Below are 21156 nucleotides of genomic sequence, written 5' to 3'. Positions count from 1 at the left end.
AAAACAGGCATTATCGCGCTTGGAGAACCCACGCGTCATCGTCCCGCCATTGGCGAGATCATTTTGTTATGCTGCTTTCTTCGAACCGTATAGGGTTATTGAATGCAACAGCTGACAACGATCCGGCGATCATGGATCGCAGTCTGAAATTGGCGCAGCTAGCCGCATTCTTGCACAGGAGCCAATTTCACCCGCGCCACCGTTACCTGAAGAGGGCGACTTTACCGTAACGTACTTCATTATCACGCGTTAATGCGCTGATCTCTGCTGGAGGACTTCCGGGAGATCGCGATGAGATATTCTCGACGTACACTGCTGAAAATGGGCGCCACAACGTTTGCGCTTACGGCGCTTGGAATTCCAGCCTTTGGAAAGGCCGGCGCGCAGGAGCAAGACGAGGCGACAATTGCCAATGCTTATCTCTATCTGCTTGGACGCGTCCTTGTTATCCGACAGGAACATGCAGACCGGGCAGCAGACGGGTTTGAATATAACAAGATCAAATATAATCCGCTTGGTTCTGCTGACTTTGTCAATCCGAATTTCGATGTCGCCTATCTCGAAGCATGGTTTGCGGTCGATGATCGAACGCCTGTTATTCTGGAAATTCCCGAAATCAAGGACCGATACTATACCGCGCAGATATTGGATGAGTGGGGCGAGGTGATCGTCAATATCAATGAGCGTACTTTTCCGTCTAAACCATTCGGCAAGTTCGCTCTGGTTAAACCTGGATGGCAGGGCAGTCTGTCCCAGGACACGAGCCGGATTGAACTACACTCGAACAAAGCGAAGATGCTTGGACGCGTTGAGCTCAAAGGCGATCCGGATGGCGCTTTAGAAAAGCAAAAGGCGTTCAAGATCACGACGTTAGGCAATCCTGTCATTGACGCCCCGCCCTTTATATCGGCGTTTGACAATAAGAATCTAATCGGCGCGGACATTTTTGACGATATTGACGCCAAGATCAGTAGCGCATTCGATGTCTCGCCTGTTGCAGCTCAAATGCAGCAGCAGGCGCGGTTTGTGTCGACCTATGTTGCATCGTCGCCCGAAGCGCGGGCGAAAGTTGACAAGCTTCTTCGCGAAAAAACCATCCCGCAGTTCATCGATTATGCATTCACCAAAAGCGCGCCCTACCGAAATCACTGGGTCGGTGGTGGCAAGACGGGCAATTACGGTGACAATTATCTCCTGCGTACAGTGGCAAACTACGCAGGCATCTGGGCCAACACGACAGACGAAGTGATCTATTTCGTCGCGACACGCGATGCGGACGAAAAACCGCTGAATGGTTCCAACAATTATGTCATCCACTTTCCAGCGGACAAGTTACCGCAGGACGTCGTGAATGCTTACTGGTCGGTCATACTCGTTGGCGTGCCTGATTATCGCGTCACGCCCAATGAGCTTAAGCGATATAATTTCAATAGTTATTCCGCCTTGCATAAAGAACCAGATGGTTCCTTGAAGATTGCCATTGGCCCAAAACCATCAAAGGATATTCCGGAATCCAACTGGCTGCCGTCGCCGGACGGAAAGCCGTTTTCGCTGACATTTCGGACCTATGTTCCAAAAGATGCGGTCAAAAATGGTGAATGGGCTCCGCCTGCTGTCACGCCTGTCTAAAGAAGAGTGTCCGCCTGCACATTGGCTTTGATGGTAAAAAAACTGTCGTTAATAGGCTGAATTTCAACGTTGCATCCACAGCTTGTCAGGACCGTGCCATGAGAAAGTACTTTCTGATTACTACGGCAATTCTCTGTCTGACATCAAGCCAGACATTGGCCAAAGATTACAAGATGACGACGCCGATACCCGATGAGATCGTAACGCCAGATTCAGTAGAAACGCGCATAGGAACACTTAAGTTCAACGACGGCGTGCCAACTGAAGAGACCGCGCAAAAGGTCTGGGATCAGCTTGATTTCAGTCGCGGCATTGAGGCTTTCCTCAATGGAATTCCCGGTGCTTCAATGGTGGCAATCCGCACAGGTCTGCGTGAGGCTGGCGCTGAGCACGGAACGATCGGCGTTTTTGAAACGCTGATGGATTCAAAGTCGTTGTTCCTCACGCCTAACACCGAAACGATCTACTTCTGGAGCTGGATGGACCTTAAGGACGGACCGGTTGTTGTTGAAAGCCCGCCCGGTATTCTCGGCGTCATTAATGACTTCTGGTTCCGTTATGTGACCGATCTTGGCAATGCCGGGCCTGACAAGGGCAAGGGCGGGAAATATCTCTTCGTCCCCCCAGGCTGGAAAGGTGAGAAGCCGAAGGGCTACTTCGTGATCCAGTCGCCAACCTTCGGTAACCTTCTGTTTGGGCGCGCGTTCATGAAGGACGGCGATCCAGCACCGGGGGTGGCGAGCCTCAAGGCTAAGTTGCGGACGTATCCGTGGGCGAAGCGCGACAAGCCTCCTGAAACGAAGTTCATCGATCTGTCTGGCCGGGCCATGAACACTGTCCATGCCAATAATTTCAAGTTCTTCGAAGAGGTCAACCAGATCATACAAGAAGAACCTGCTGGTGCTTACGGTCCTGATATGACTGGCATCTTCGCCGCCATTGGCATGGAGAAGGGGAAGCCATTCGCCCCTGACGCCAGACTGAAGAAAATTCTTGAGGATTCAGTTGCGGTTGGCAATGCGGCGGCCCGAAACATAGACTTTCGTCCTCGTGATCCCGCTGTGATGATCTATCCGGACCGTAAATGGACAACACCATTCATTGGCGGCAGCTATGAGTGGATGACCAAAAGTGGCGCACGAAACTTCGATGCCCGCACGCTCTTCTATTACGCTGCAACGATCAACACGCCTGCTATGGCTGTAGCGATGCCGGGGATAGGTTCCCAATATGCTGCAGCAAACTTCGACAAGGATGGAAATCCTTTTGATGGTGGCAAAGCCTATCGCCTACACGTTCCGGCAAATGTACCGGCCAAGGATTTTTGGTCAGTCGTGGTTTACGACACCCAGACCCGCTCCATGCTGCAGACGGACCAGCAGTTTCCGAGCTTGTCGAGTGAGAAGAACCTCAAGAAGAATGCTGATGGTTCCACCGATATCGTCTTCTCGCCTGAGCAGCCCGCCGACACCACAAACTGGATTCAGACAATACCCGGTAAATCATGGTTCACGATTTTCCGTCTCTACGGTCCGCTTGGGCCGTGGTTCGATAAATCGTGGAAACTTGAGGATTTCGCCGAAGTGAAGTGAACCTCCATTACACCGAACCCTGGAGAAGAAGATGAAGAACCGCATCGTTATGGCAGCCTTTCTGGCTGTGTCGCTCTCATCCGCCGCGTTCGCGCAGGATGCAGTCACATATAAATTCGAAAATGGATATCCAACAGCAGAGGCGAGCAAGCGCGCGCAAGACGATGCCGACTTGCAGCGCGCATTGGTAGCCTATCGCTTCTGGTACCCAACCGTTTCCATCGAGGGTATTTTCAATGGTAATCGCGCCGTCGGGATTGAGGACAATGCCGCCTATGGTGGCGCTGCTGCGGGACCGCGCCAGGTCGGCTTTACGCTGAATTCCGATACGCCATATGGCTCCGCGACACTCGATGTATCCAAGGGGCCGATGGTGGTAGAGCTTCCAACAGGTGCTTATATCGGTCTCGTCAACGATCACAATCAAAGCTGGGTACTCGACATGGGTATTCCCGGTCCCGATGCCGGAAAGGGCGGCAAGCATTTGATCGTCGGGCCTGATTATAAGGGCAAAATTCCCAAAGGATATTTCGTCGGCAAGACACAGACCTACAAAAACTTGCTTGCCGTACGGGCGCTGCCTGTCGGAGGCGATCAGGACAAGGCGCTCAAGGCTCTTGAAGCAATCAAGATTTATCCTTTAGCCAATCCGAAGCAGCGCCTCAAATTTGTTGATACGACCAATATGGATTTGGACAGCACTTCTCTCAAATGGGAGGACAATATCCAATTCTGGCAGAAGCTGAACGATATTATCCAACAAGAGCCGATTGTCGCGAAGTTTGAACCCATGTACGGCCTGCTTCAGGCGGTTGGCATTGAAAAGGGCAAAGAGTTCAAACCGGACGACCGAATGAAGACAATTTTGGAGAAGGCCGCACGTCAAGGGCGCGACCAGATGCTGGTTTCTGCCTTCGACACAGCGCGTACTGACAAGCTTGCCTGGCCTGACCGCAAGTGGGAATGGGTTGGGCTTGTTCCTGGAAGCGCCCAGTTTGAAACGCCGGCGGGGATCGATCTGGAAGCGCGCGACCGCTGGTTTGCCCAAGCTATTGTGACATCTCCCGCCATGTTCCGGCGTACGGCTGGCGCGGGGTCGCTTTATTGGCTTGGCGCTCGTGACGGCGCTGGCGCTTGGCTCGACGGCGGTAAAACCTATAAGCTCTCGATCCCGCAACCCGTCCCCGGCAAGCTCTTCTGGTCTGTGACGGCCTATGATGCGCAGACCCGTTCGGAGGTGCAAACTGATCAGGGCAAGGCGGCTCTCCGCTCACTTTTTGAGTTGAAAGATGTAAGCAAAAGCGAACCGACCGAACTATACTTCGGGCCAAATGCGCCAGTTGGTCAGGAAGGACGCTGGATCAAGACTGTACCCGGTCGTGGCTGGTTTGCCTATATCCGCATCTATGGGCCCGACAAACCTGCGTTCGATGGAAGTTGGAAGCCTGCCGACTTCGAAGAGGTAAAATAAAGCTTTCATCACCTGTCTGAAACATCAACATATAGAGCCGCGGTAAGTAACGCACCGCGGTTCTAATGATTAATAGACACTTTTCTAGATAAAAAAGCATAAGCTGCGGCGTGGTAAGCACAGTTTATGCTTGGCTTTCAGGCGCGTAAATTAACAGACAATAATTCATCCGCTTAGGCTTCGCAGAAAACTTTCCAGACTGACAATCACGCGTGCTGGGGTCAAAGCACGCGCAAGATCTGAAAGTGATCGCGCAAAGTTCTGTTCCAGTTCGTCGTGAGCTACAACCGACCGAATTGCATGCCCAGCAAGGTTGCTGGTGCGAACGCTAAAACGGAGACGCCGCCCAACGAAATCGCCGACGGCATCCAAAGAGTCCGACGGACGCCCCGCTCCCCGACGGTTTCCCGAAATAGGCGAAGCTCCAAGAGCCGAATACGTAGAAAGCGCCAGCGCGCCGACGGCGCTGTGGTCAAAATTGGAGGAAGCAAGCGCCAGTCGATACGGAATGTAATTGTAGATGACCATGCCCCCATCAAGATGAAGCCGCGTAGGTAACAGCCTGGATCAAGATCCGCCTGCGCTGCATGCCGATCGGGCGTGCGTGGGAAGCGTTACGCGCGGACGAGATTGCCAGCCGCTCACTTGGCATCAACACTGTGACGACCAAGCTGACGGCCTTTGCAATTGGCGCCATGTTCGACGGCTTCGCAGGCTCCTTTATTGCCGTTCGTTAGAGCTTCGTCTCGCCCGAATCCTTTGTCTTCCTGGAATCGTATGGCCTGCGTGGTCTTGGCGCTGCCGTGGAAAATTTGAGCCATAGCCCCCTCCGCTGTGTCGCTGACAATTCTACGCCATCACATGCTGGGACTAAACGCCTAGTGCTAAGAATCCATAAATGGCACGAGAACGTGACGAAATCTCTCCTCCTGTTCTGATTCACCGGTTGAAGCTCGTCTTACTATTTATCAGATCGAAAAAGACGAAGCGGTTTTTATCACACGAAATACGTTAATCATTTGAAGATTGGATCAGCGATCCCTTCTAATCTTCGTTCGGTCCAAGAATATTTAGAATAGGCATGAGTTGTCACTCAAAGGTGTCCTCACAGAGCTTGAACGTCCGGTCTGATTTACCCGGCAGGTAGACTCCGATAGACCCTGAGAGATGGTTGTTTACATCCTTTCAAGCTTTGTTGTGGTGTTCGTTGGGTACAAAGCCTCACGTAAGGAGGGCAGAACAATATAGAAATAATGGGACACATCACACCATGTATTTGTCCCAGAAGCCGATTTGCGGCTCGATCTGCTCGACAATGTCGATCCATAGGCCCGAGGGGTCTTCAAATCCAAAGCGGCGTTGGCCGAACAGTTCTTCAGTGAGCGGGTAGGTAACGGGTAATCCCCTTCCTATCAGTTCGTCGTGAGCAGCCTTAGCGTCGGCAACTTCCATCTCGAAGCACAGGCCAGTTCCGCCGAAGGTTTCGGGACCAGGTGGTGACGAAGGATGATCTGGTGTCATGAAGGCAATCGAAGCACTGCCGTTTTCTGCAGCAAGCAGGCAGAACCATTGACTATCGAAAGTTACCTCAAACTGCAGATACTTAAGCCAGAAGTCGCGGGCTTCGTCTTTTTTGGTGGTAACGATTATCGGGTAGCGATCGGAAAATCGCATGACGGGCCTCCTTGTCAGGTTTAAACAAACAGATTATCTGTATGTTTAAAATACGCTATAAACATACAGACTGTTTGTCAATATTCAAGGAAAGGCAATTATGACCAAGAACGCGTTGCGTACGATCCAAACGAAAGGGCGGTTGATTACGGCCGCGCGGACATTGTTCGCCCGGGACGGTTACGCTCAAACCAGCACGGACGCGATCATAGCCGGTGCGGGGGTGACACGCGGCGCGCTCTATCATCATTATCGAGACAAGACCGATTTGTTTGAAGCCGTGTGCCGTGACCTTGCCGCCGGAGCGGCAGAAGCGATCCAAATCGCTACGAAAGATGTGGCCAATTCTATCGAGGCGTTGGAAAAAGGTTCGACCGCTTGGATCGACTTTATGGTCCGACCGGAAAACCGTCGTATACTCGTTATCGATGCACCAGGTGTGCTCGGACGCGAGCGCTGGGAGATGCTTGACCGCGAACTTTCCTTTGATCTTCTAAGGATCGGCGTCGAGGAGGCGATTAGCGAAGGTGCTATCCGCTTCTCGGCTGGCCCCAAAGCACTGGCTGTGCTTCTCAACGGTGCAATGAACGAAATAGCGTTGCGCGCTGAAGACGATGATGTCGCTACACTGAAAGCTGGGTTATTGGAGCTGTTCCGTGCTCTCGAGCCATGATTGTGGCTGCGCTGATAGACCGCGTTAAAGTCTAAGACCATAAAGGTGATGGTGCGGACGGGGCATAGCGGCGTCGCCTTAACGGGATCGGCGTGAATTTCAGGCATGGGGATCGACAAGGAGATGCTCTCTACATTGTGCTGGCGTCAGAACGAGCGGTTTGCGGGAGGGCGTCGAGAACGTAACCATTGGCATCGACGGCCCGCCAGAGCGCGTATTTCCTTCCCCCTGATGGAAACCACCATCTCATAAAGATACCATCTGTCAGAGAACTGACCGCGGGACCGCTGACGAAGTTGAGGCTGAACTTCGCCGCCCATTCCGACACAATCTGGAACGAAAACCGCCATGCCGCGCTCCGCAAGCAGGTCTTCGGCGTCGCGAAAGCTGAGCGGAAACCGATAATAAAGCCACACCGCATGCGCGATGATTTCTGCAGGAAAACAATGGCTTTTGAAGTGAACATGCTGGGCTTCGGTCATGCTCCTTGATTATCACAGCGCTCAGCAAAAACCGGTTAAGGAACGCCACCCAAAATACTTATTCAGCCAACATCATGCTTGCTTGGATGAGGGAAGCCTGCTGCCAGTCAGATAAGCACGAGAAATATTGACCGGAAATAAGTACTATGGCCATCAACCAGCTGGGAGATCGGTGCACTCAGAGCCCGTTGAAGAATGTGCTGAGCCGGTCCATTGCCTGTTCGAGCCGTTCGTAGCTTTCGGAGCCGAAGCACACCCGCAGGTGGTTGTCACCCGATTTGCCATAAAAGCCACCCGCTTCCACAACGACGCCGACTTGTTCAAGGATCATGTCCGCCGCCTTTTGGGAGGTAAGGCCAGTGCCACTGATGTCTGGAAAGGCGTAGATCGTGCCCTGCGGGCTCTCGCAGGTCACGCCCGGCATCTGATTGAGGCGGCTGACAACGAGGTCACGCTTGCGGCGGTCGTCGGCGACCATCTCGTCAAGAATAGCCGCCGCGCCGGTAACAGCCGCCAGAGCGCCATATTGAATGAAGGTGTTGACGTGGGTGATCTCGTTGGCTGTCAACTTGAGGAAAGCCGGCATCATTGACGCATCGGCGACAAGATAGCCAAGCCGCCAACCATCCATCGCATAAGCTTTGGTGAAGGCGAACATCGAAATCGTGCGTTCCTTCATGCCCGGCAATGCGGCGATGGAGATATGTTCCGCGCCGTCAAACAGAATCTGCTCGTAGACTTCGTCCGAGACGATAACTAGGTCATGTTGAATGGCCAGTTCCGCCAGGATTTCCAGTTCGGCGCGGCTATAAACCCGCCCCGTCGGGTTGGAGGGATTGACCAGCACGATCATCCGGGTCTGCGGCGTTATCAGTGGCTCGATCAATTCGCGGTTGATGCTGAAATTCGTCTCGGGATCGAGCGGCGCTAGCACCACGCGGGCACCAGTCATCTCTATCTTGTTGATATGCTGCGGATAGTAAGGTTCCAGCAGGATCGCCTCGTCGCCCTCATCAAGGAGAGCCATGAAAGCGACGAATGATGCCTGGGTGAGACCATTGACCATGAGAATTTCGTCGGCGCTCACGTCGATTTTGTTGGAGTCGGCGAGTTTTGTCTTCAAGGCTTGGCGCAGTTGCGCTTCACCGCGCATGTCGCTGTAATGCACGTGACCGTCACGCAAGGCCTTGATCGCGGCATCCTTAATATGCGCCGGTGTGTCGTGGAAAGGTCGGCCCAATTCGAGATGAATGAGATCAACGCCGGAGGATGCCAGTGCTACGGCCTTCTGGAACATACCGAAGCTCTTAGGAGAGGTTTGCGTAATCCGCCGCGCAAAACGTGCCATCTGATCATTCCTCTGTTGGTCTGTATTTGCCCAGATTATGCCTCGGGGCTGCGATACTCCTTCCTTACTGAAATTTGAGCGTTTGATCAAATGATATATCGGCTTGTTTTTGGTTCTGCGAAATGCAAAAGTTGAGTAGAGTGTTGTTTGCCAACCAATCAAGGAGTCTGCTTATTGTCGCTCGATGAAGGATTTGGTCCCGTTTCCAGCCGAGTGACCGTACAGGATGCCGTCTACCTACAGTTGCGAGAGGCGCTGCTGATTGGCCGTTTCGATCCCGGTCAGGTGCTGACCATCGCATCTTTGTCGCAGACATTCGATACCAGCCATATGCCCGTGCGCGAGGCGTTGCGGCGGCTTGCGGCGGAGAATGCTCTCGAAGTGGCCCGTAACGGTTCGGCGCGGGTGCCGCCAGTGAGCGTCGCGCGGTTGGATGATTTGTGCCGCGCAAGGGCCACGGTAGAAGGCCTTGCAACCGAATTGGCTGCGCAGGCGATCACCGCTGAAGAAATCGACGCGCTTGAAGCCAATATCGTCTTGCACGAAGCTTGCGCTGGTGAAGAGCAGGTTTACGCCATGCTCGATCGCAACCGCGAATTTCATTATCTGATTTATAAAGCGTCCCATTCGGAAGTTCTCATGCAGCTGATAGACACGCTATGGTTGCGATATGGCCCGTATATGCGGATGTTGTCGGCCTATGTGCAGCCGCGCATGAAGGCGGAGGGCGACAAGGCTTATACGCGGAATCACCACCGCATCGTCGCGGCGATGAAGTCGCGTGACGCTGGCCGCGCCCGCGAGGCTATGGTTTCCGATATACGCGATACGCAGGATCTTTTGCGCACACTGATCGTTGAATAGTATTCCAGACGCTGCTTCCACATGGGCGTTGCCCGCATTCTGTTTTAGAATTAATTCTATACGAATCAATGGTTTATTTTGTTTTCGGTACTGAGCTGAATACAATTGTGCGGTCCGCTCAGGCGACTGGATTGACGTCATCCGAATACTGTGATCTTTTGATCAAAATATTCGAGGTCTGAGATGTCTGACTATTTCCTCTATCATTCGATCGGCACTTTCCCCGGTAAGGCGGAAAAGATGGCGGAAGCTTTATCCGCTTTCTCAGCCATTTGGTCGGCGGAGGACGATGGTCAATGGCCAGCCGCGCTCGCTGTGCGTCAGACTTTCATCGATGCCTGGCGGAATGTGATCGATGCACCAGCGGGTTCGCTGACGACTGCCGAGAATGTCACCACGGCGCTATACAGCATCATCGGCGCCCTCCCAGAAGAGCGGCTGCGCGGTAAGCGGCTGCTTGTCGCCGCCGATTGTTTCCCTAGTCTACATTTCATGCTGGCCGGGATAGCGAAGCGATTTGGGTTCACGCTGGACACCGTGCCGATGCGTCCCGGCGAAGCGTGGGTGCGCGACGAGGATTTTATAGCCCGCTGGCAGGACGATGTCGGCGTTGCGCTGCTGACATTCGTGTCATCTACCACCTCGCATAAGGTGGATGTCGAGGCGCTTTGTGCGCATGGCCGCGCGATGGGGACGCTGGTTGGTGTCGATATCACGCAAGGCGTTGGCGTATTGCCATTCTCGGTGAAGAGGGTCGAGCCGGATTTTGTCGTTTCCACGTCGCTGAAATGGTTGTGCGGTGCTTCGGGAGCTGGGATCGTACAGGTCACACCATCGTTGCTGGCTGATCTGCGGCCAGAGCTTCGCGGCTGGTTCAGTCAGGAAAATCCGTTTTCCTGGGATCTGGACGGGTTTTCCTATGCAGGTGATGCGCGACGTTTGGATCATGGGACGCCAGCGATCCTGGCGTCCGTCGCGTCTTTGCCAGGTATCCAGTGGGCGATGGAGCAGGGGGTCGACACCATCCGGGCGAACAATCTGGCCAGCGCCCATGCCATCATCGAGCGGGCACAGAATCTTGGTTGGAAACTCGTTTCGCCAGTTGACGATGCCCGGCGCGGCGGCAGCGTAATGCTGACCCTGCCAGCCGATGTCGTTCCGGCAGCGGTTGTATCGGCGCTGCGCGACCAGAAAATCTATTGCGATGCACGCGGCAGTACCATGCGGCTATCGCCAGGCTGGGTTACGTCTTCCGATGCGGTCGATCACCTATTCACCGCACTTGAACGCATCGTGCAGAAACGAAATGTCTGATGCAGGTGACAGGCGCAGATAACCATCGACCATAATCAGAGACACGAAGTCCAGAGAGGAACCATGTTTAAGAAAGTCGCTATTCTGACAGCCGCAGCACTGTCGTTTATGGTTTCGTCCGCCTTTGCGGACGGCAAGATTGTTGTCGGCTCCTATGCCGCCAACCCGCCATGGGAATTCAAGAACGAGAAGGGCGTTTTTGAAGGCTTCGAGGTCGATGTCGCGACCGAAGCTGCAAAGAGGCTTGGCATGGATGTCGAATTCCAGCCCCTTGGCTTTCAGGCGCTCTTTGCGGCCACCAGTTCTGGCCGTATCGATTTCGCGATCTCATCCATTTCGGTCACGAATGAACGCCTGAAGACGCAGTCCTTCACCCAGCCATATTACGACAGCGACGGCACAATCGTCGGCAAAGCTGATTCTCCGGTCAATACACTGGAAGACCTCAACGGTAAGGTAATCGGCGTCGTTGCCGGCACCACCGGCGAAAGCTGGGCAAAGGAAAACGCCGAAAAGCTTGGCATTGCTGAAGTCAAAAGCTATGCGGCTCAACAGGATCTGCTGCTCGACGTGCAGACTGGTCGAATTGTCGGTGGTGCCGGTGAGCTGGCCGGCTTCCAGTATGCGATCAAGAAAATGCCGGCCCTGAAGGTTCTCGTTCGTATCCCGACAGGTGAACGCTTCGCCATGATGGCCAAGAAGGACCTCGAAATCCTGCCTAAGGTGAATGACGCGATTTCCAAAATGAAGGAAGACGGCACCTTGGCCGCCATCCACAAGAAGTGGTTCGGTGTCGAACCGGATGCTGGCACTTCGACCGTCAAACCGATGCCGGTTCCATCCGCACAGTAAACGCGTACGGCTGCGTCGCAGTATCTGACGCAGCCGGCTCTCAAACCACCTCAGGATTTCCGGATTGACGCCATGGGTCTGATCGAAACGTTTTTCAATTGGGACATTCTCGTCCGGTCCTTTCCCATCCTGCTGCTTGGGCTCGGCAATACCCTGCTTTTGGGCGTGACCGCTATTTTCTTCGGCAGTCTTTTCGGCCTGCTTCTTTGCTTTGTGCGCCTCTATGCGCCCAAACCGTTTCAATATATCGCCATCGGCTATATCGATATCTTCCGGGCGTTGCCCGTTTTGGTGGTGCTGATCCTGATCTATTACGCACTGCCTTTCGTCGGCATTTCGTTTTCCTCCTTCACCTCGGCGACGCTGGCGCTTTCCATGGTGCTCGCCGCCTTTACGGCTGAAGTCTGCCGCGCGGGCATCGAAAATGTGCCAAAGGGGCAGTTCGAAGCCGCCGTCTCACTGGGCCTGCCTTTCTGGCAAGCGATGCGTAAAATCATTCTTCCGCAGGCGCTCAAGGTGATGGTGCCACCACTGACCTCGAATTGTATCTCGACGTTCAAGGATACGGCGCTCGCCTCAGTCGTTGCCATGCCCGACCTGCTCAAGCAGGCCAATGACACGCAAGCGCTGATGGCCAACCCCACGCCTTTGATTGGCGCCGCAATTATCTATTTCGCGTTTCTCTGGCCGATGGTTCGTCTGGTCGGCTATCTCGAAAAGCGCAGCGCTACCGCAAAGACTGCGCGCTAACGCCGACAAAACTGGTTTCTACGATGACCGATAAGATCTCCGAAAAATCGACCGACCGACCAGCCATCATCATGCGTGGCATCAACAAGTGGTACGGTGATTATCACGCGCTTCGCGATGTCAGCCTCTCCGTTGCGAAAGGCGAGCGCATCGTGATCTGCGGGCCGTCTGGCTCGGGAAAATCGACAACCATCCGCTGCATCAATCAACTGGAAAAGCACGAAAGCGGCTCGATCGTCGTTGACGGTATAGAGCTTAACGGCAAGGGTCCACAGCTGGACGCAATCCGCCGCGAGGTTGGCATGGTGTTCCAGCATTTCAATCTGTTTCCGCATCTGACGATCCTCGAAAACTGCACCATCGCCCCGATGACGGTGAAGAAAATCCAGCAAAAAGAAGCCGAGGAGCTCGCCCGCAAGTATCTCGAGCGTGTGCGCATCGGCCATCTGGCTGATCGTTATCCTTCGCAGCTTTCGGGCGGCCAACAGCAACGCGCGGCGATTTCGCGGTCGCTCTGTATGCAGCCCAAGGTGATGTTGTTCGACGAACCAACTTCAGCGCTTGATCCGGAAACGGTGGGCGAAGTGCTCGATACAATGATTTCGCTCGCCGAAGACGGTATGACCATGCTGGTCGTGACCCATGAAATGGGCTTTGCCCGTCGGGTTGCCGATCGGGTAATCTTCATGGATCACGGCGCGATCTGCGAGGAAGCCAAGCCGCAGGATTTCTTCACCGCGCCGAAGAGCGAGCGGGCCGCCGCTTTCCTCCAACAGATCATGCATTAGAGCGGTTTCATTGAACGTTGAGTGGTTGTAACCGCTCTAACCCTTTGTTTTATGCACATCTCATCCAAAAACCGCTTCGCACTTTTCGGGATGTGCTTTCGCCGCGAAAGCGGTACCGACATTCGTTTGGGAGTACCTCGATGCCTACAGCTTTTGAAAGCGCCGGAGCGTTTCCGGTGGACCGCGTGCGCGCTCATTTTCCGGCTTTATCCCTGCCGGGCAATCCGGTCTTCTTTGATAATGGTGCTGGCGCGCAGGTACCTCAAGGCGTTATCGACGCGGTCAGCAACCACATGCTGCACCGCATGGTGCAGCGGGGAGGGCGATATGCATCGAGCCGCGCGGTGGATCAGGCTATAGCTGAGGCGCGCCAGAGCGTTGCCATTCTCGTCAACGCCTATGATCCAGCCGAGATTTCTTTCGGCATGAATGCGACCTCCTTTATCCGACTGGTCAGCCTGGGCATCGCCAGAATGATCGAGCAACGCAACGAGATTGTCATTACCGACATGGATCATGATGCCAATATTTCGACCTGGCTGGCGCTTGAAAGTCAGGGCGTGAAATGCGTCTGGTGGAGGATGCGTGAAGACGGCAATCTGCATGTCGATGACCTGAAGCCGCTGCTGAACCAACGCACACGCCTGGTAGCCGTCACGGTGGCCTCGCATTCCATCGGCTCGCTTGTCGATGTGCGTAGCGTCGCGGAACTGGCGCACGCTGCGGGCGCTGAAGTTTTTCTGGATGCCGTCCATTATGGACCGCATGGTCTGATCGACGTTCAGGCTTGGGATTGCGACTATCTGGTCTGCTCGGGATACAAAAATTTCTCGCCGCATATGGGCTTTCTCTGGGGCCGGTTCGAGCTTCTCAGGGCCTTGCCGACATTCAAGGAAGACTTCATCCCCGACGTGCCTCCACACAAGATCGAAGTCGGCACCTTCACTTATGAAAATGCTGTCGGCATGGGTGCTGCAGTCGACTATCTGGAAACGCTTGGCCGCAACTTTGAGGCGTCATCCGAAAAGTCGCGCCGCGCCAATCTGGTGGCTGGCATGGCAGCTATCAGTGCTTATGAAAAAACGCTGTCGCTTTCTCTCCTCGGGGTCCTGAAATCACACGACGCCATCATCCATGGCATTGCGGACGAGGCGCGCATTGGCGAACGTGTGCCCACTTTCTGCTTCAACCTACCGGGCAAGCAGCCAGCCGATATTGCTCAGGCCATGGCGGATGCTGGCATCATGATCCGCGATGGTCACCTGTTCGCGCCGCGACTGATGGCGAGGCTGGGGCTCAGCATGGATAGCGGTGCGCTTCGGGCAACGCTGGTGCACTACAATACGGCGGAAGAGATCGCGCATTTCGACAGGGTGCTGACATCAATTCGGGATTGAGCCCTGCGACCAGAGCGAAGACCGGAACGATCTCGTGGATATTTTTGCCCGCCTCGGATGGATTTTTCGCTCAAAACCGATTGGGTCCTCAACGCGGACGACTATCCGCTACCGCAAAATGAGAGCTGAGGACGCATTCTCGGTATGTTTACCTTTCATCCTGGGAAGGGTGGGGAGCGCGGTTGTCGTCAAATCCACCAATGAATCTCATGCCGCCCGCTTGCAGTTACAACAGGCCGAATATGAAGCCCAATCATTCGCATAAGCCGAGAAACAGTGTATCGAGCTATGTCGAAGCCTTCCCGCTGCAACTGCCGCCATACTTTCCGCACGCCGTAGCCTTGGAAATTGTCATTGAACACTCGGCGTATCTCGACCTTCATGGCCGCGTCGCGACGAGTGCGGGCCGGTAGACGGTCCACGTCCGTGCGCTTGGCGATGGCGTCATGGTAAGTGGACGGGGCAATCGGCAGTAGCATGCAGATCGGCTCGACCCCGAACTTTGAGCGGTGTTCATCGATGAAGGAAGCCATCGCTCGAGTGGGCGGTCGAGTTCCGCCAGGGCAAAATAAGCCGACGCCTGGCGCAAAATCTCATTGGCCTGACGAAGCTCGCGATTCTCCCGCTCAGGGGCCTTCATCTTCTCGGCGACATCGCTTGGAAGATCCGCTCCTTTGCCGCTGTCAACATCGGCTTTTTTCACCCACTCACGGAAGGTATGCGCAGAACAACCGATCTTGGCAGCTATGAATGATACTGCCGCCACCAAGATGGATGCTCGGCTTCATGTTCCGTCACCATCCGAACGGCGCGGTTCACATCCTACTGGCGGTTTTCACCGCAGTTCCACTATTGTTCGGAGCGCGCGGAATCTAGCATGGGCGAACACTGATACTTGTCGCAATGGAGTAAATCCATTCCCCCTCAAAAGGGCATTCTTTATGAATATCCAGCTATCGACCCTATGCAGTGGAGTTCCGCAAATTGTTGACTGGAAATCCAAAGCAGAAGGTTAAGAACTCTCTGTTTCACCCTTGAGACCCGGTGGTCCCAGATCAAGTCCTATATACAATTGCGGTTCCCGACCCCTATGCAGCTACAATGCGTTGCTCCGTCGCAGTGTCGAAGATGTGCAGATCAGCGGGATTGATATCGACACCGACCGTTTGCCCTTCAGTCAGGCGCACGGCGGATGGAACGGTTATGTTGAATTCGTGCGGTCCTGTTCGCAACGTCACCAATCGCGTTTCTCCGTGAAACTCGTTGCGTTCCACCTGTCCTCGGATCATACCGCCGGTATCGTTGAGCCGAAACGCGCCAGGGCGGATACCGACCGTGACATTCTCCGGCTGAACCGCGAAAGGCGCTGCAAGCCGAAGCGTTTCGTCCCCAAGCATTCCATCGGCGGCACGCATCTGGAAAAAATTCATGTTGGGCGTACCGATAAAGCCTGCTGCGAACAAGGTCGCAGGCGTATGATAGATTTCCTCAGGCGTACCCATCTGCTCGATGCGGCCATCCTTCATCAGGACGATCCGGTCGGCCAGCGTCATGGCTTCGAGCTGGTCATGGGTAACGTAGATGCTGGTTGTCTTGAGATCGCGGTGAAGCCGCGCGATTTCAACGCGCAGGCTGCCCCGCAATTTTGCATCGAGATTTGACAACGGTTCATCAAACAGGAACACATCCGGCGTTTTGATCATGGCACGCGCGATGGCCACGCGCTGCTGCTGGCCACCGGAAAGCTCCGTTGGTTTACGGGCAAGATAGGGCTGCAGCCCAAGCGCCTCAACAACCGGCGTCAGGCGTTCGTCGATGGCTTGCTTGCCCACCCCCCCCCGTTCCAGCCCGAATGAGATATTCTCACGGACCGACATATGCGGATAAAGCGCATAGTTCTGGAACACCATGGCGATGCCACGATCACCGGGGTCTCGGTCGTTCACGCGCTGATCCCCGATCAGAAGATCGCCGCCGGTGATGTCTTCCAGCCCGGCCACCATGCGCAACAATGTTGATTTTCCACAGCCGGAAGGCCCGAGAAAGACGATAAACTCATGATCGCGGATACGCAGGTTGAAATTCCCGATCACCTCATGGGTGCCATAGACCTTGCGGATAGACCGACATTCAACTGTAGCCATCAATCTGTCTCCGCATCGAGAATGATCTGAAGTTTTACATCTGTTGGACGGCCTTCGGCAGCACGCTCGAAGGCCGCAATGGAATCATCGAAAGCGAAGGTGCCGGACACCAGCGGCTTAAGATCCACCTTGCCCGCGGCGATCAGCGCCAGAGCACGATCGAAAACGTTGGCATAGCGGAACACGGTCTCGATGCGGCATTCCCGTGCGGTCGCACCCGACACATCGAACAGCACCGGCTCCGGCGGGAGACCGACCAGAACGACAGTGCCGCCGGGACGCACGATCTTGAACAGATCGCGAATTGCCGCGGGAGCGCCCGAGCATTCAAAGACGATATCCGCACCCCAGCTCTCGGTGGCCTCATTCACGGCATCCGCGATATTCACTTCGCGCAGATTGATACCGGTAATGCCCGCATAGGTTTCGGCAAGCTTCAATTTCGCTTCCGACAGATCGGAAATCAACACGCGGGAGCAACCGCCTGCCAGCGCTGCCAGCGCGACCATGATGCCAATGGTGCCGCAGCCGGTCACCACCGCCGTATCGCCGGGAGAAATGCGCGCGCGGGTTGCGGCCTGCATACCGACGGCGAAAGGCTCGACCATCGCGCCCTCGGCAAAAGAAACATTGTCCGGCAGCTTATAGGTGAAATTGGCCGGATGTACCGTAACAGGGCACAAAACGCCGTGGATCGGCGGCGTGGCCCAAAAACGGACCGCTGGATCAACATTGTAAATGCCAAGCTTGGACGGGCGCGACAGCGGGTCTGGAATCCCCGGCTCCATGCAGACGCGATCACCTGGCTTGAGATGGGTGACATTGGCTCCAACCTCTATCACCGTGCCGGCAGCCTCGTGTCCGAGCACCATCGGTTCGTTGACGACAAAATCACCAATGCGACCATGCGTATAGTAGTGGACGTCGCTGCCGCAAACGCCGACCGTATGGAGCTTGATGCGCACATCATCCGCTCCCATTTCGGTTGGCAGGTCGATATCCCGCAGATTGAGTTCGCCAACGCGCTCAAGAACGAGTGCTTTCATTTGATCAGTCCTGATTTTGTTTCTTTGAAAAAGCGGCATTGAGACCACCCGCAAGCAATCCAAGGAGGATTAGCGGTGGCAGAGAGAGCAAGACGACAGCAGCGTTCAGAATGCCCCAGGGAACATTCATCCCGAGCTGGGACATTTCCGAAGCAATGATCGGCAGCGTCTTCGCATTCGACGTGGTAAGCATCATGGCCAGCAAAAACTCGTTCCAGACCAGTACAAAAGCAAAGGCTATAGCGCCGAATATCTGGAACCGCGCAATCGGCAAGGCGACACGGAAGAAGGTCGCGTAACGGCCGAGACCATCCACACGCGCTGCCTCTTCAACGTGGAGGCTGACGCGTTCAAATGCTGGAACGGAAAGCCAGATCGTGATTGAGGCGGTCGTGATCAGATAGGTCACAATCAGCGAGAGACGGGTATCATAGAGACCAAGACTAAGCCAGATGACAAGCATCGGAATGGCCACAGCCACGGGCGGCAGGAAACGCAGCGACAATACGAAGAACTGCGCCTCGGCCGTTATCCGGTTCTTGTAGCGTGCAATAACATAGGCCGCCGGTACACCGAGCAGCGCACCAATCACCACCGCCGACGAGCAGATGATGACCGAATTGGTGAGCGCACGCGCCACCGAGCGGCGATTGAGCACATAGCTCATATTGTCCCAGACCGGCTGGAAAATCAGTTTCGGCGTGCTGACCAGCAAATCCGCGTTGGTCTTGAAGGCATTCAGGAGCGTCCAGAGGAGCGGCAACACCACAAGTGCAGCCGCCAGAAAGAGAACGCCTCGTAGCAACAGCGTTGAAATCTTCATCGGTTCAGCCTCTTCCATGCGACGGTGAAGACCACGATCGTCAGGACCATCATGATGACCGCCATGGAGGACGCGTAGGAAATCTTTCCCGATTCAATGAAGCCTTGCGAATAGGCGTACATGTCGAGCGTTTCTGTCGAGATGCCCGGACCACCTCGTGTCATGACATAGACCAGATCGAAAGAGCGCAAGCTCTCGATAGCCTTGACGAGCAACAGGCTTATCAGTGGCACTTTGAGCATCGGTATCGTGATGTATCGATGGATCTCCCAGCGTGTCGCCTTGTCGATCCGTGCAGCTTCGATAGGTTGCGGTGGCAACGCTTCCAAAAGTTTCAGCACGATGACCGCAAAGAACAAGCCCCATTGCCAGACATCGACGAATGCCACCGTCAGAAGGGCACCCCATGGTGTGGAAAGAACATCGGGCGTCGCACCCGTCAATTCCCGCACAGGCCAGGTCAACGCGCCATAGAGCGGATGGAACGCAAATTTCCACACGAAGGCCGCACAAACACGCGGCAGAAGGACGGGTATGATGAAGAGAATGCACAGCACATTGCGCATCCGCGCGCTTGCGGCCTCGAACATCGCAATGCCCAAACCGAGACCGACCAGCATGGTCAGCGCGACTGTCAGCACTTCCCATTTGAACGACACCCATAAGGCATTCAGAAAACGCGGATCGCTGAAGAGCGCCGCATAGTTTTCGAACCAGATATAGTGCGAAATGCCCTGCGAAAGCGTGCGGTTCTGGAAAGAGATATTGATGGCAAACAGGGTTGGCACAAGCGCCAGCACCATCAGGATAATCAGGGGCGGCCCCAGAAAGACAAAGGGCAGAGATCGTCCACGTTTCATGAAACAGTCCTCGACCAGAAGCGGTCCCCTGCCTTGGCCGCTCATTGCGGACAGGGAATACAGCATAGAATGAAAAAGTTAGCGACACCGGACACACTTTTCCAAGTGTGTCCGGGCTCAAGTGTTGCAGCCAGTCGATCAAAGCTTGTTGGCAAAGGCCTCAAGATCGTTGAGCGCACCCTTGATGTCCGTGCGGCTGCCGGTGATAAGCTCTTCCAGCATGATGCCCCACTGGTTGCCCAGTTCCTGCCAGCGTGGGTCCTGCCAGAAGGTGACCTGCGTCCGCTCACCCGTGGCAGCCATGGCATCAGAAAGATTTTGGCCGAAAGTCTTGGCATATTCAGGACTCTGGAACGTGCTGGTGCGGGTCAGTTCACCCGGCTGACCAGCAGCAAGACGCCGCGTTTCCTGTTCCTTCGATGTGGCCCAGGCTACGAACAGTCCTGCACAGGCCTTGTCAGCATCTGTTGCATTGGCTTTAGAAGCAATCGCAAAGCCATGTGCATAACCCGCGCCGGGAAGCGGTGTCGGCGGCACCGAGAAGGCAACCTTGTCTGCAACCTGGCTTTGCGCCTTATCGACGGACATACCACCCAGCGGAGCGGATTCGATCAGGATTGCCACTTTACCCGCGCGAAACGCGCCAGTGGATTCATCCCATGAACCGGTCTGTGTACCTGGCGCGGAATACTTGAACAGATCGAGATATTCCTGCGTCGCTTTTACAGCCGCGTCGGAATTGAACGCCGGCTTGCCATCCTTGTACCATTCGCCGCCAAGCGCCTTGAACAAAGGCATCCAGCGCCAGACATTGGCGCCCGAGCCACGCTGTCCGCGCAAGGCCGTACCATAAATGCCGTTCTGGGGATCGTGTAGTTTGGCGACCGCAGCCTTATATTCGTCCCAGGTCTTCGGCGGTTGAATACCCGCCTTCTCCAGAAGATCGGTGCGATAGACCAGAAGATCACCGCCGCCCTGAATTGGAGCGAACCACTGCTTGCCGTCATATGTTGCGGCAGCGCGCATACCGGCATCAAAATCGTTGTAGTCATATTCCTTCGGGTAGTAGCCTTCAAGCGGCACGATCCAGCCCGACGATGCAAACAGTGCCAGATTGGCTTCGTCCACATAATAGACGTTGTAGCTGCCAACGGTCGAGGCATCGGCCTGCGACTTGGCGCGGCGGTCGTTTTCATTCAGATAGCTGATTTCGAAGCCAGCGCCCGAAAGCTTCTCGAACTCATCGACCTCTTTTTCAAGAAGGGTCAGGCCGTCGCGTGGCTGCGCGAGAACGCGCAGGTCTTTCTCACATACGGCTGCGGCAAAACTGTTGGAAGCAGCGACGAGCGCAACCAATGCGACGCTCGCGCCAAAAATAGCACGTTTCATTGTCATCCTCCCCATGAGGCGCTTTTTATAAGCACCTGACTTGAGGAATTTCATAGAATA

Annotated in this window: 17 protein-coding genes, 3 pseudogenes and 1 other annotated feature; of the genes and pseudogenes, 11 read left to right on the top strand and 9 right to left on the bottom strand. The window is 54.9% G+C overall.

Going from position 1 to position 21156, the window contains the following annotated elements:
• Positions 1-291: 291 nt before the first annotated feature.
• The 4 genes and pseudogenes from JAU75_RS16320 to JAU75_RS16305 all read left to right on the top strand — a co-directional run.
• Positions 292-1629, top strand: coding sequence for a DUF1214 domain-containing protein (locus JAU75_RS16320; protein WP_247880516.1), 1338 nt, complete (start codon positions 292-294; stop codon positions 1627-1629).
• Positions 1599-3221, top strand: coding sequence for a DUF1254 domain-containing protein (locus JAU75_RS16315; protein ID WP_247880515.1), 1623 nt, complete (start codon positions 1599-1601; stop codon positions 3219-3221). The genes JAU75_RS16320 and JAU75_RS16315 overlap by 31 nt, the downstream gene beginning before the upstream one ends.
• A gap of 31 nt (positions 3222-3252) precedes the next feature.
• A complete protein-coding gene (locus JAU75_RS16310; RefSeq protein ID WP_199057544.1) occupies positions 3253-4692 on the top strand; it encodes a DUF1254 domain-containing protein in 1440 nt (479 codons plus the stop codon).
• Between the two features lie 554 nt (positions 4693-5246).
• Positions 5247-5426: pseudogene (locus tag JAU75_RS16305) on the top strand (branched-chain amino acid ABC transporter permease); the annotation flags it as partial.
• Between the two features lie 529 nt (positions 5427-5955).
• On the opposite strand, the gene JAU75_RS16300 reads toward JAU75_RS16305, so the two are convergent.
• Positions 5956-6366 carry a VOC family protein gene (locus tag JAU75_RS16300; RefSeq protein WP_199057543.1) on the bottom strand — a complete coding sequence of 137 codons (411 nt, stop codon included), beginning with the start codon at positions 6364-6366 and terminating at the stop codon, positions 5956-5958.
• Between the two features lie 100 nt (positions 6367-6466).
• Here JAU75_RS16300 and JAU75_RS16295 point away from each other — a divergent pair, with 100 nt between their 5' ends.
• Positions 6467-7039 (top strand): TetR/AcrR family transcriptional regulator, encoded by a 573-nt coding sequence (locus JAU75_RS16295; protein ID WP_199057542.1) that lies wholly within the window; start codon positions 6467-6469, stop codon positions 7037-7039.
• Positions 7040-7187: 148 nt separating this feature from the next.
• Here the strand turns inward: JAU75_RS16295 and JAU75_RS16290 are convergent.
• A pseudogene (locus JAU75_RS16290) lies at positions 7188-7521 on the bottom strand (IS6 family transposase); the annotation flags it as partial.
• Between the two features lie 178 nt (positions 7522-7699).
• Entirely contained in the window at positions 7700-8869 is a 1170-nt protein-coding gene (locus JAU75_RS16285) for an aminotransferase class I/II-fold pyridoxal phosphate-dependent enzyme (protein ID WP_199057541.1), read from the bottom strand.
• A gap of 174 nt (positions 8870-9043) precedes the next feature.
• Here JAU75_RS16285 and JAU75_RS16280 point away from each other — a divergent pair, with 174 nt between their 5' ends.
• The 6 genes from JAU75_RS16280 to JAU75_RS16255 all read left to right on the top strand — a co-directional run bounded on the left by JAU75_RS16280 (position 9044) and on the right by JAU75_RS16255 (position 14834).
• A complete protein-coding gene (locus JAU75_RS16280) occupies positions 9044-9733 on the top strand; it encodes a GntR family transcriptional regulator (RefSeq protein ID WP_199057540.1) in 690 nt (229 codons plus the stop codon).
• A gap of 183 nt (positions 9734-9916) precedes the next feature.
• On the top strand, positions 9917-11047 hold the full coding sequence (locus JAU75_RS16275; protein WP_199057539.1) for an aminotransferase class V-fold PLP-dependent enzyme: 1131 nt from the start codon (positions 9917-9919) through the stop codon (positions 11045-11047).
• A gap of 63 nt (positions 11048-11110) precedes the next feature.
• Complete coding sequence (locus JAU75_RS16270; protein WP_199057538.1) at positions 11111-11899, top strand: ABC transporter substrate-binding protein; 789 nt, start codon at positions 11111-11113, stop codon at positions 11897-11899.
• Positions 11900-11971: 72 nt separating this feature from the next.
• The gene (locus JAU75_RS16265; RefSeq protein ID WP_109366193.1) at positions 11972-12649 is read left to right on the top strand and encodes an amino acid ABC transporter permease; all 678 of its coding nucleotides are present in this window, start codon (positions 11972-11974) and stop codon (positions 12647-12649) included.
• 23 nt (positions 12650-12672) lie between these two features.
• Positions 12673-13437: an amino acid ABC transporter ATP-binding protein gene (locus JAU75_RS16260; protein WP_199057537.1), complete on the top strand. Its 765-nt coding sequence runs from the start codon at positions 12673-12675 to the stop codon at positions 13435-13437.
• A 140-nt stretch (positions 13438-13577) separates the two neighbouring features.
• Positions 13578-14834, top strand: coding sequence for a cysteine desulfurase-like protein (locus JAU75_RS16255; protein WP_199057536.1), 1257 nt, complete (start codon positions 13578-13580; stop codon positions 14832-14834).
• A gap of 245 nt (positions 14835-15079) precedes the next feature.
• Here the strand turns inward: JAU75_RS16255 and JAU75_RS16250 are convergent.
• The 6 genes and pseudogenes from JAU75_RS16250 to JAU75_RS16225 all read right to left on the bottom strand — a co-directional run.
• Positions 15080-15635 (bottom strand): annotated as a pseudogene (locus JAU75_RS16250) (IS3 family transposase); the annotation flags it as partial.
• Positions 15293-15409 (bottom strand) — a sequence feature (AL1L pseudoknot). Its footprint overlaps the pseudogene before it by 117 nt.
• A 287-nt stretch (positions 15636-15922) precedes the next feature.
• Positions 15923-16978 (bottom strand): sn-glycerol-3-phosphate ABC transporter ATP-binding protein UgpC, encoded by a 1056-nt coding sequence (locus tag JAU75_RS16245; protein WP_199057535.1) that lies wholly within the window; start codon positions 16976-16978, stop codon positions 15923-15925.
• Positions 16978-18024, bottom strand: a complete 1047-nt coding sequence (locus JAU75_RS16240; protein ID WP_199057534.1) for an NAD(P)-dependent alcohol dehydrogenase — start codon at positions 18022-18024, stop codon at positions 16978-16980. Before JAU75_RS16240 ends, JAU75_RS16245 begins: the two co-directional genes overlap by 1 nt.
• 4 nt (positions 18025-18028) lie before the next feature.
• A complete protein-coding gene (locus JAU75_RS16235) occupies positions 18029-18847 on the bottom strand; it encodes a carbohydrate ABC transporter permease (protein WP_199057533.1) in 819 nt (272 codons plus the stop codon).
• Positions 18844-19707 (bottom strand): carbohydrate ABC transporter permease, encoded by an 864-nt coding sequence (locus JAU75_RS16230; RefSeq protein WP_199057532.1) that lies wholly within the window; start codon positions 19705-19707, stop codon positions 18844-18846. The genes JAU75_RS16235 and JAU75_RS16230 overlap by 4 nt, the downstream gene beginning before the upstream one ends.
• 138 nt (positions 19708-19845) lie before the next feature.
• Positions 19846-21096 carry a sugar ABC transporter substrate-binding protein gene (locus JAU75_RS16225; protein WP_199057531.1) on the bottom strand — a complete coding sequence of 417 codons (1251 nt, stop codon included), beginning with the start codon at positions 21094-21096 and terminating at the stop codon, positions 19846-19848.
• Positions 21097-21156: the final 60 nt, after the last annotated feature.

Origin of the sequence: Ochrobactrum sp. Q0168 (genome assembly GCF_016427605.1) — a bacterium.
Taxonomy (GTDB): domain Bacteria; phylum Pseudomonadota; class Alphaproteobacteria; order Rhizobiales; family Rhizobiaceae; genus Brucella.
The sequence above is the reverse complement of the archived record's forward strand: the minus strand, read 5'-3'. Positions and strand labels throughout refer to the sequence as shown.

Bases quoted from the DNA above. Each gene is read 5' to 3' on its own strand.
- JAU75_RS16320 (WP_247880516.1), top strand. From the start codon at position 292: ATGAGATATTCTCGACGTACACTGCTGAAAATGGGCGCCACAACGTTT.
- JAU75_RS16315 (WP_247880515.1), top strand. From the start codon at position 1,599: ATGGGCTCCGCCTGCTGTCACGCCTGTCTAAAGAAGAGTGTCCGCCTG.
- JAU75_RS16310 (WP_199057544.1), top strand. From the start codon at position 3,253: ATGAAGAACCGCATCGTTATGGCAGCCTTTCTGGCTGTGTCGCTCTCA.
- JAU75_RS16300 (WP_199057543.1), bottom strand. From the start codon at position 6,366: ATGCGATTTTCCGATCGCTACCCGATAATCGTTACCACCAAAAAAGAC.
- JAU75_RS16295 (WP_199057542.1), top strand. From the start codon at position 6,467: ATGACCAAGAACGCGTTGCGTACGATCCAAACGAAAGGGCGGTTGATT.
- JAU75_RS16285 (WP_199057541.1), bottom strand. From the start codon at position 8,869: ATGGCACGTTTTGCGCGGCGGATTACGCAAACCTCTCCTAAGAGCTTC.
- JAU75_RS16275 (WP_199057539.1), top strand. From the start codon at position 9,917: ATGTCTGACTATTTCCTCTATCATTCGATCGGCACTTTCCCCGGTAAG.
- JAU75_RS16270 (WP_199057538.1), top strand. From the start codon at position 11,111: ATGTTTAAGAAAGTCGCTATTCTGACAGCCGCAGCACTGTCGTTTATG.
- JAU75_RS16265 (WP_109366193.1), top strand. From the start codon at position 11,972: ATGGGTCTGATCGAAACGTTTTTCAATTGGGACATTCTCGTCCGGTCC.
- JAU75_RS16260 (WP_199057537.1), top strand. From the start codon at position 12,673: ATGACCGATAAGATCTCCGAAAAATCGACCGACCGACCAGCCATCATC.
- JAU75_RS16255 (WP_199057536.1), top strand. From the start codon at position 13,578: ATGCCTACAGCTTTTGAAAGCGCCGGAGCGTTTCCGGTGGACCGCGTG.
- JAU75_RS16245 (WP_199057535.1), bottom strand. From the start codon at position 16,978: ATGGCTACAGTTGAATGTCGGTCTATCCGCAAGGTCTATGGCACCCAT.
- JAU75_RS16240 (WP_199057534.1), bottom strand. From the start codon at position 18,024: ATGAAAGCACTCGTTCTTGAGCGCGTTGGCGAACTCAATCTGCGGGAT.
- JAU75_RS16235 (WP_199057533.1), bottom strand. From the start codon at position 18,847: ATGAAGATTTCAACGCTGTTGCTACGAGGCGTTCTCTTTCTGGCGGCT.
- JAU75_RS16230 (WP_199057532.1), bottom strand. From the start codon at position 19,707: ATGAAACGTGGACGATCTCTGCCCTTTGTCTTTCTGGGGCCGCCCCTG.
- JAU75_RS16225 (WP_199057531.1), bottom strand. From the start codon at position 21,096: ATGAAACGTGCTATTTTTGGCGCGAGCGTCGCATTGGTTGCGCTCGTC.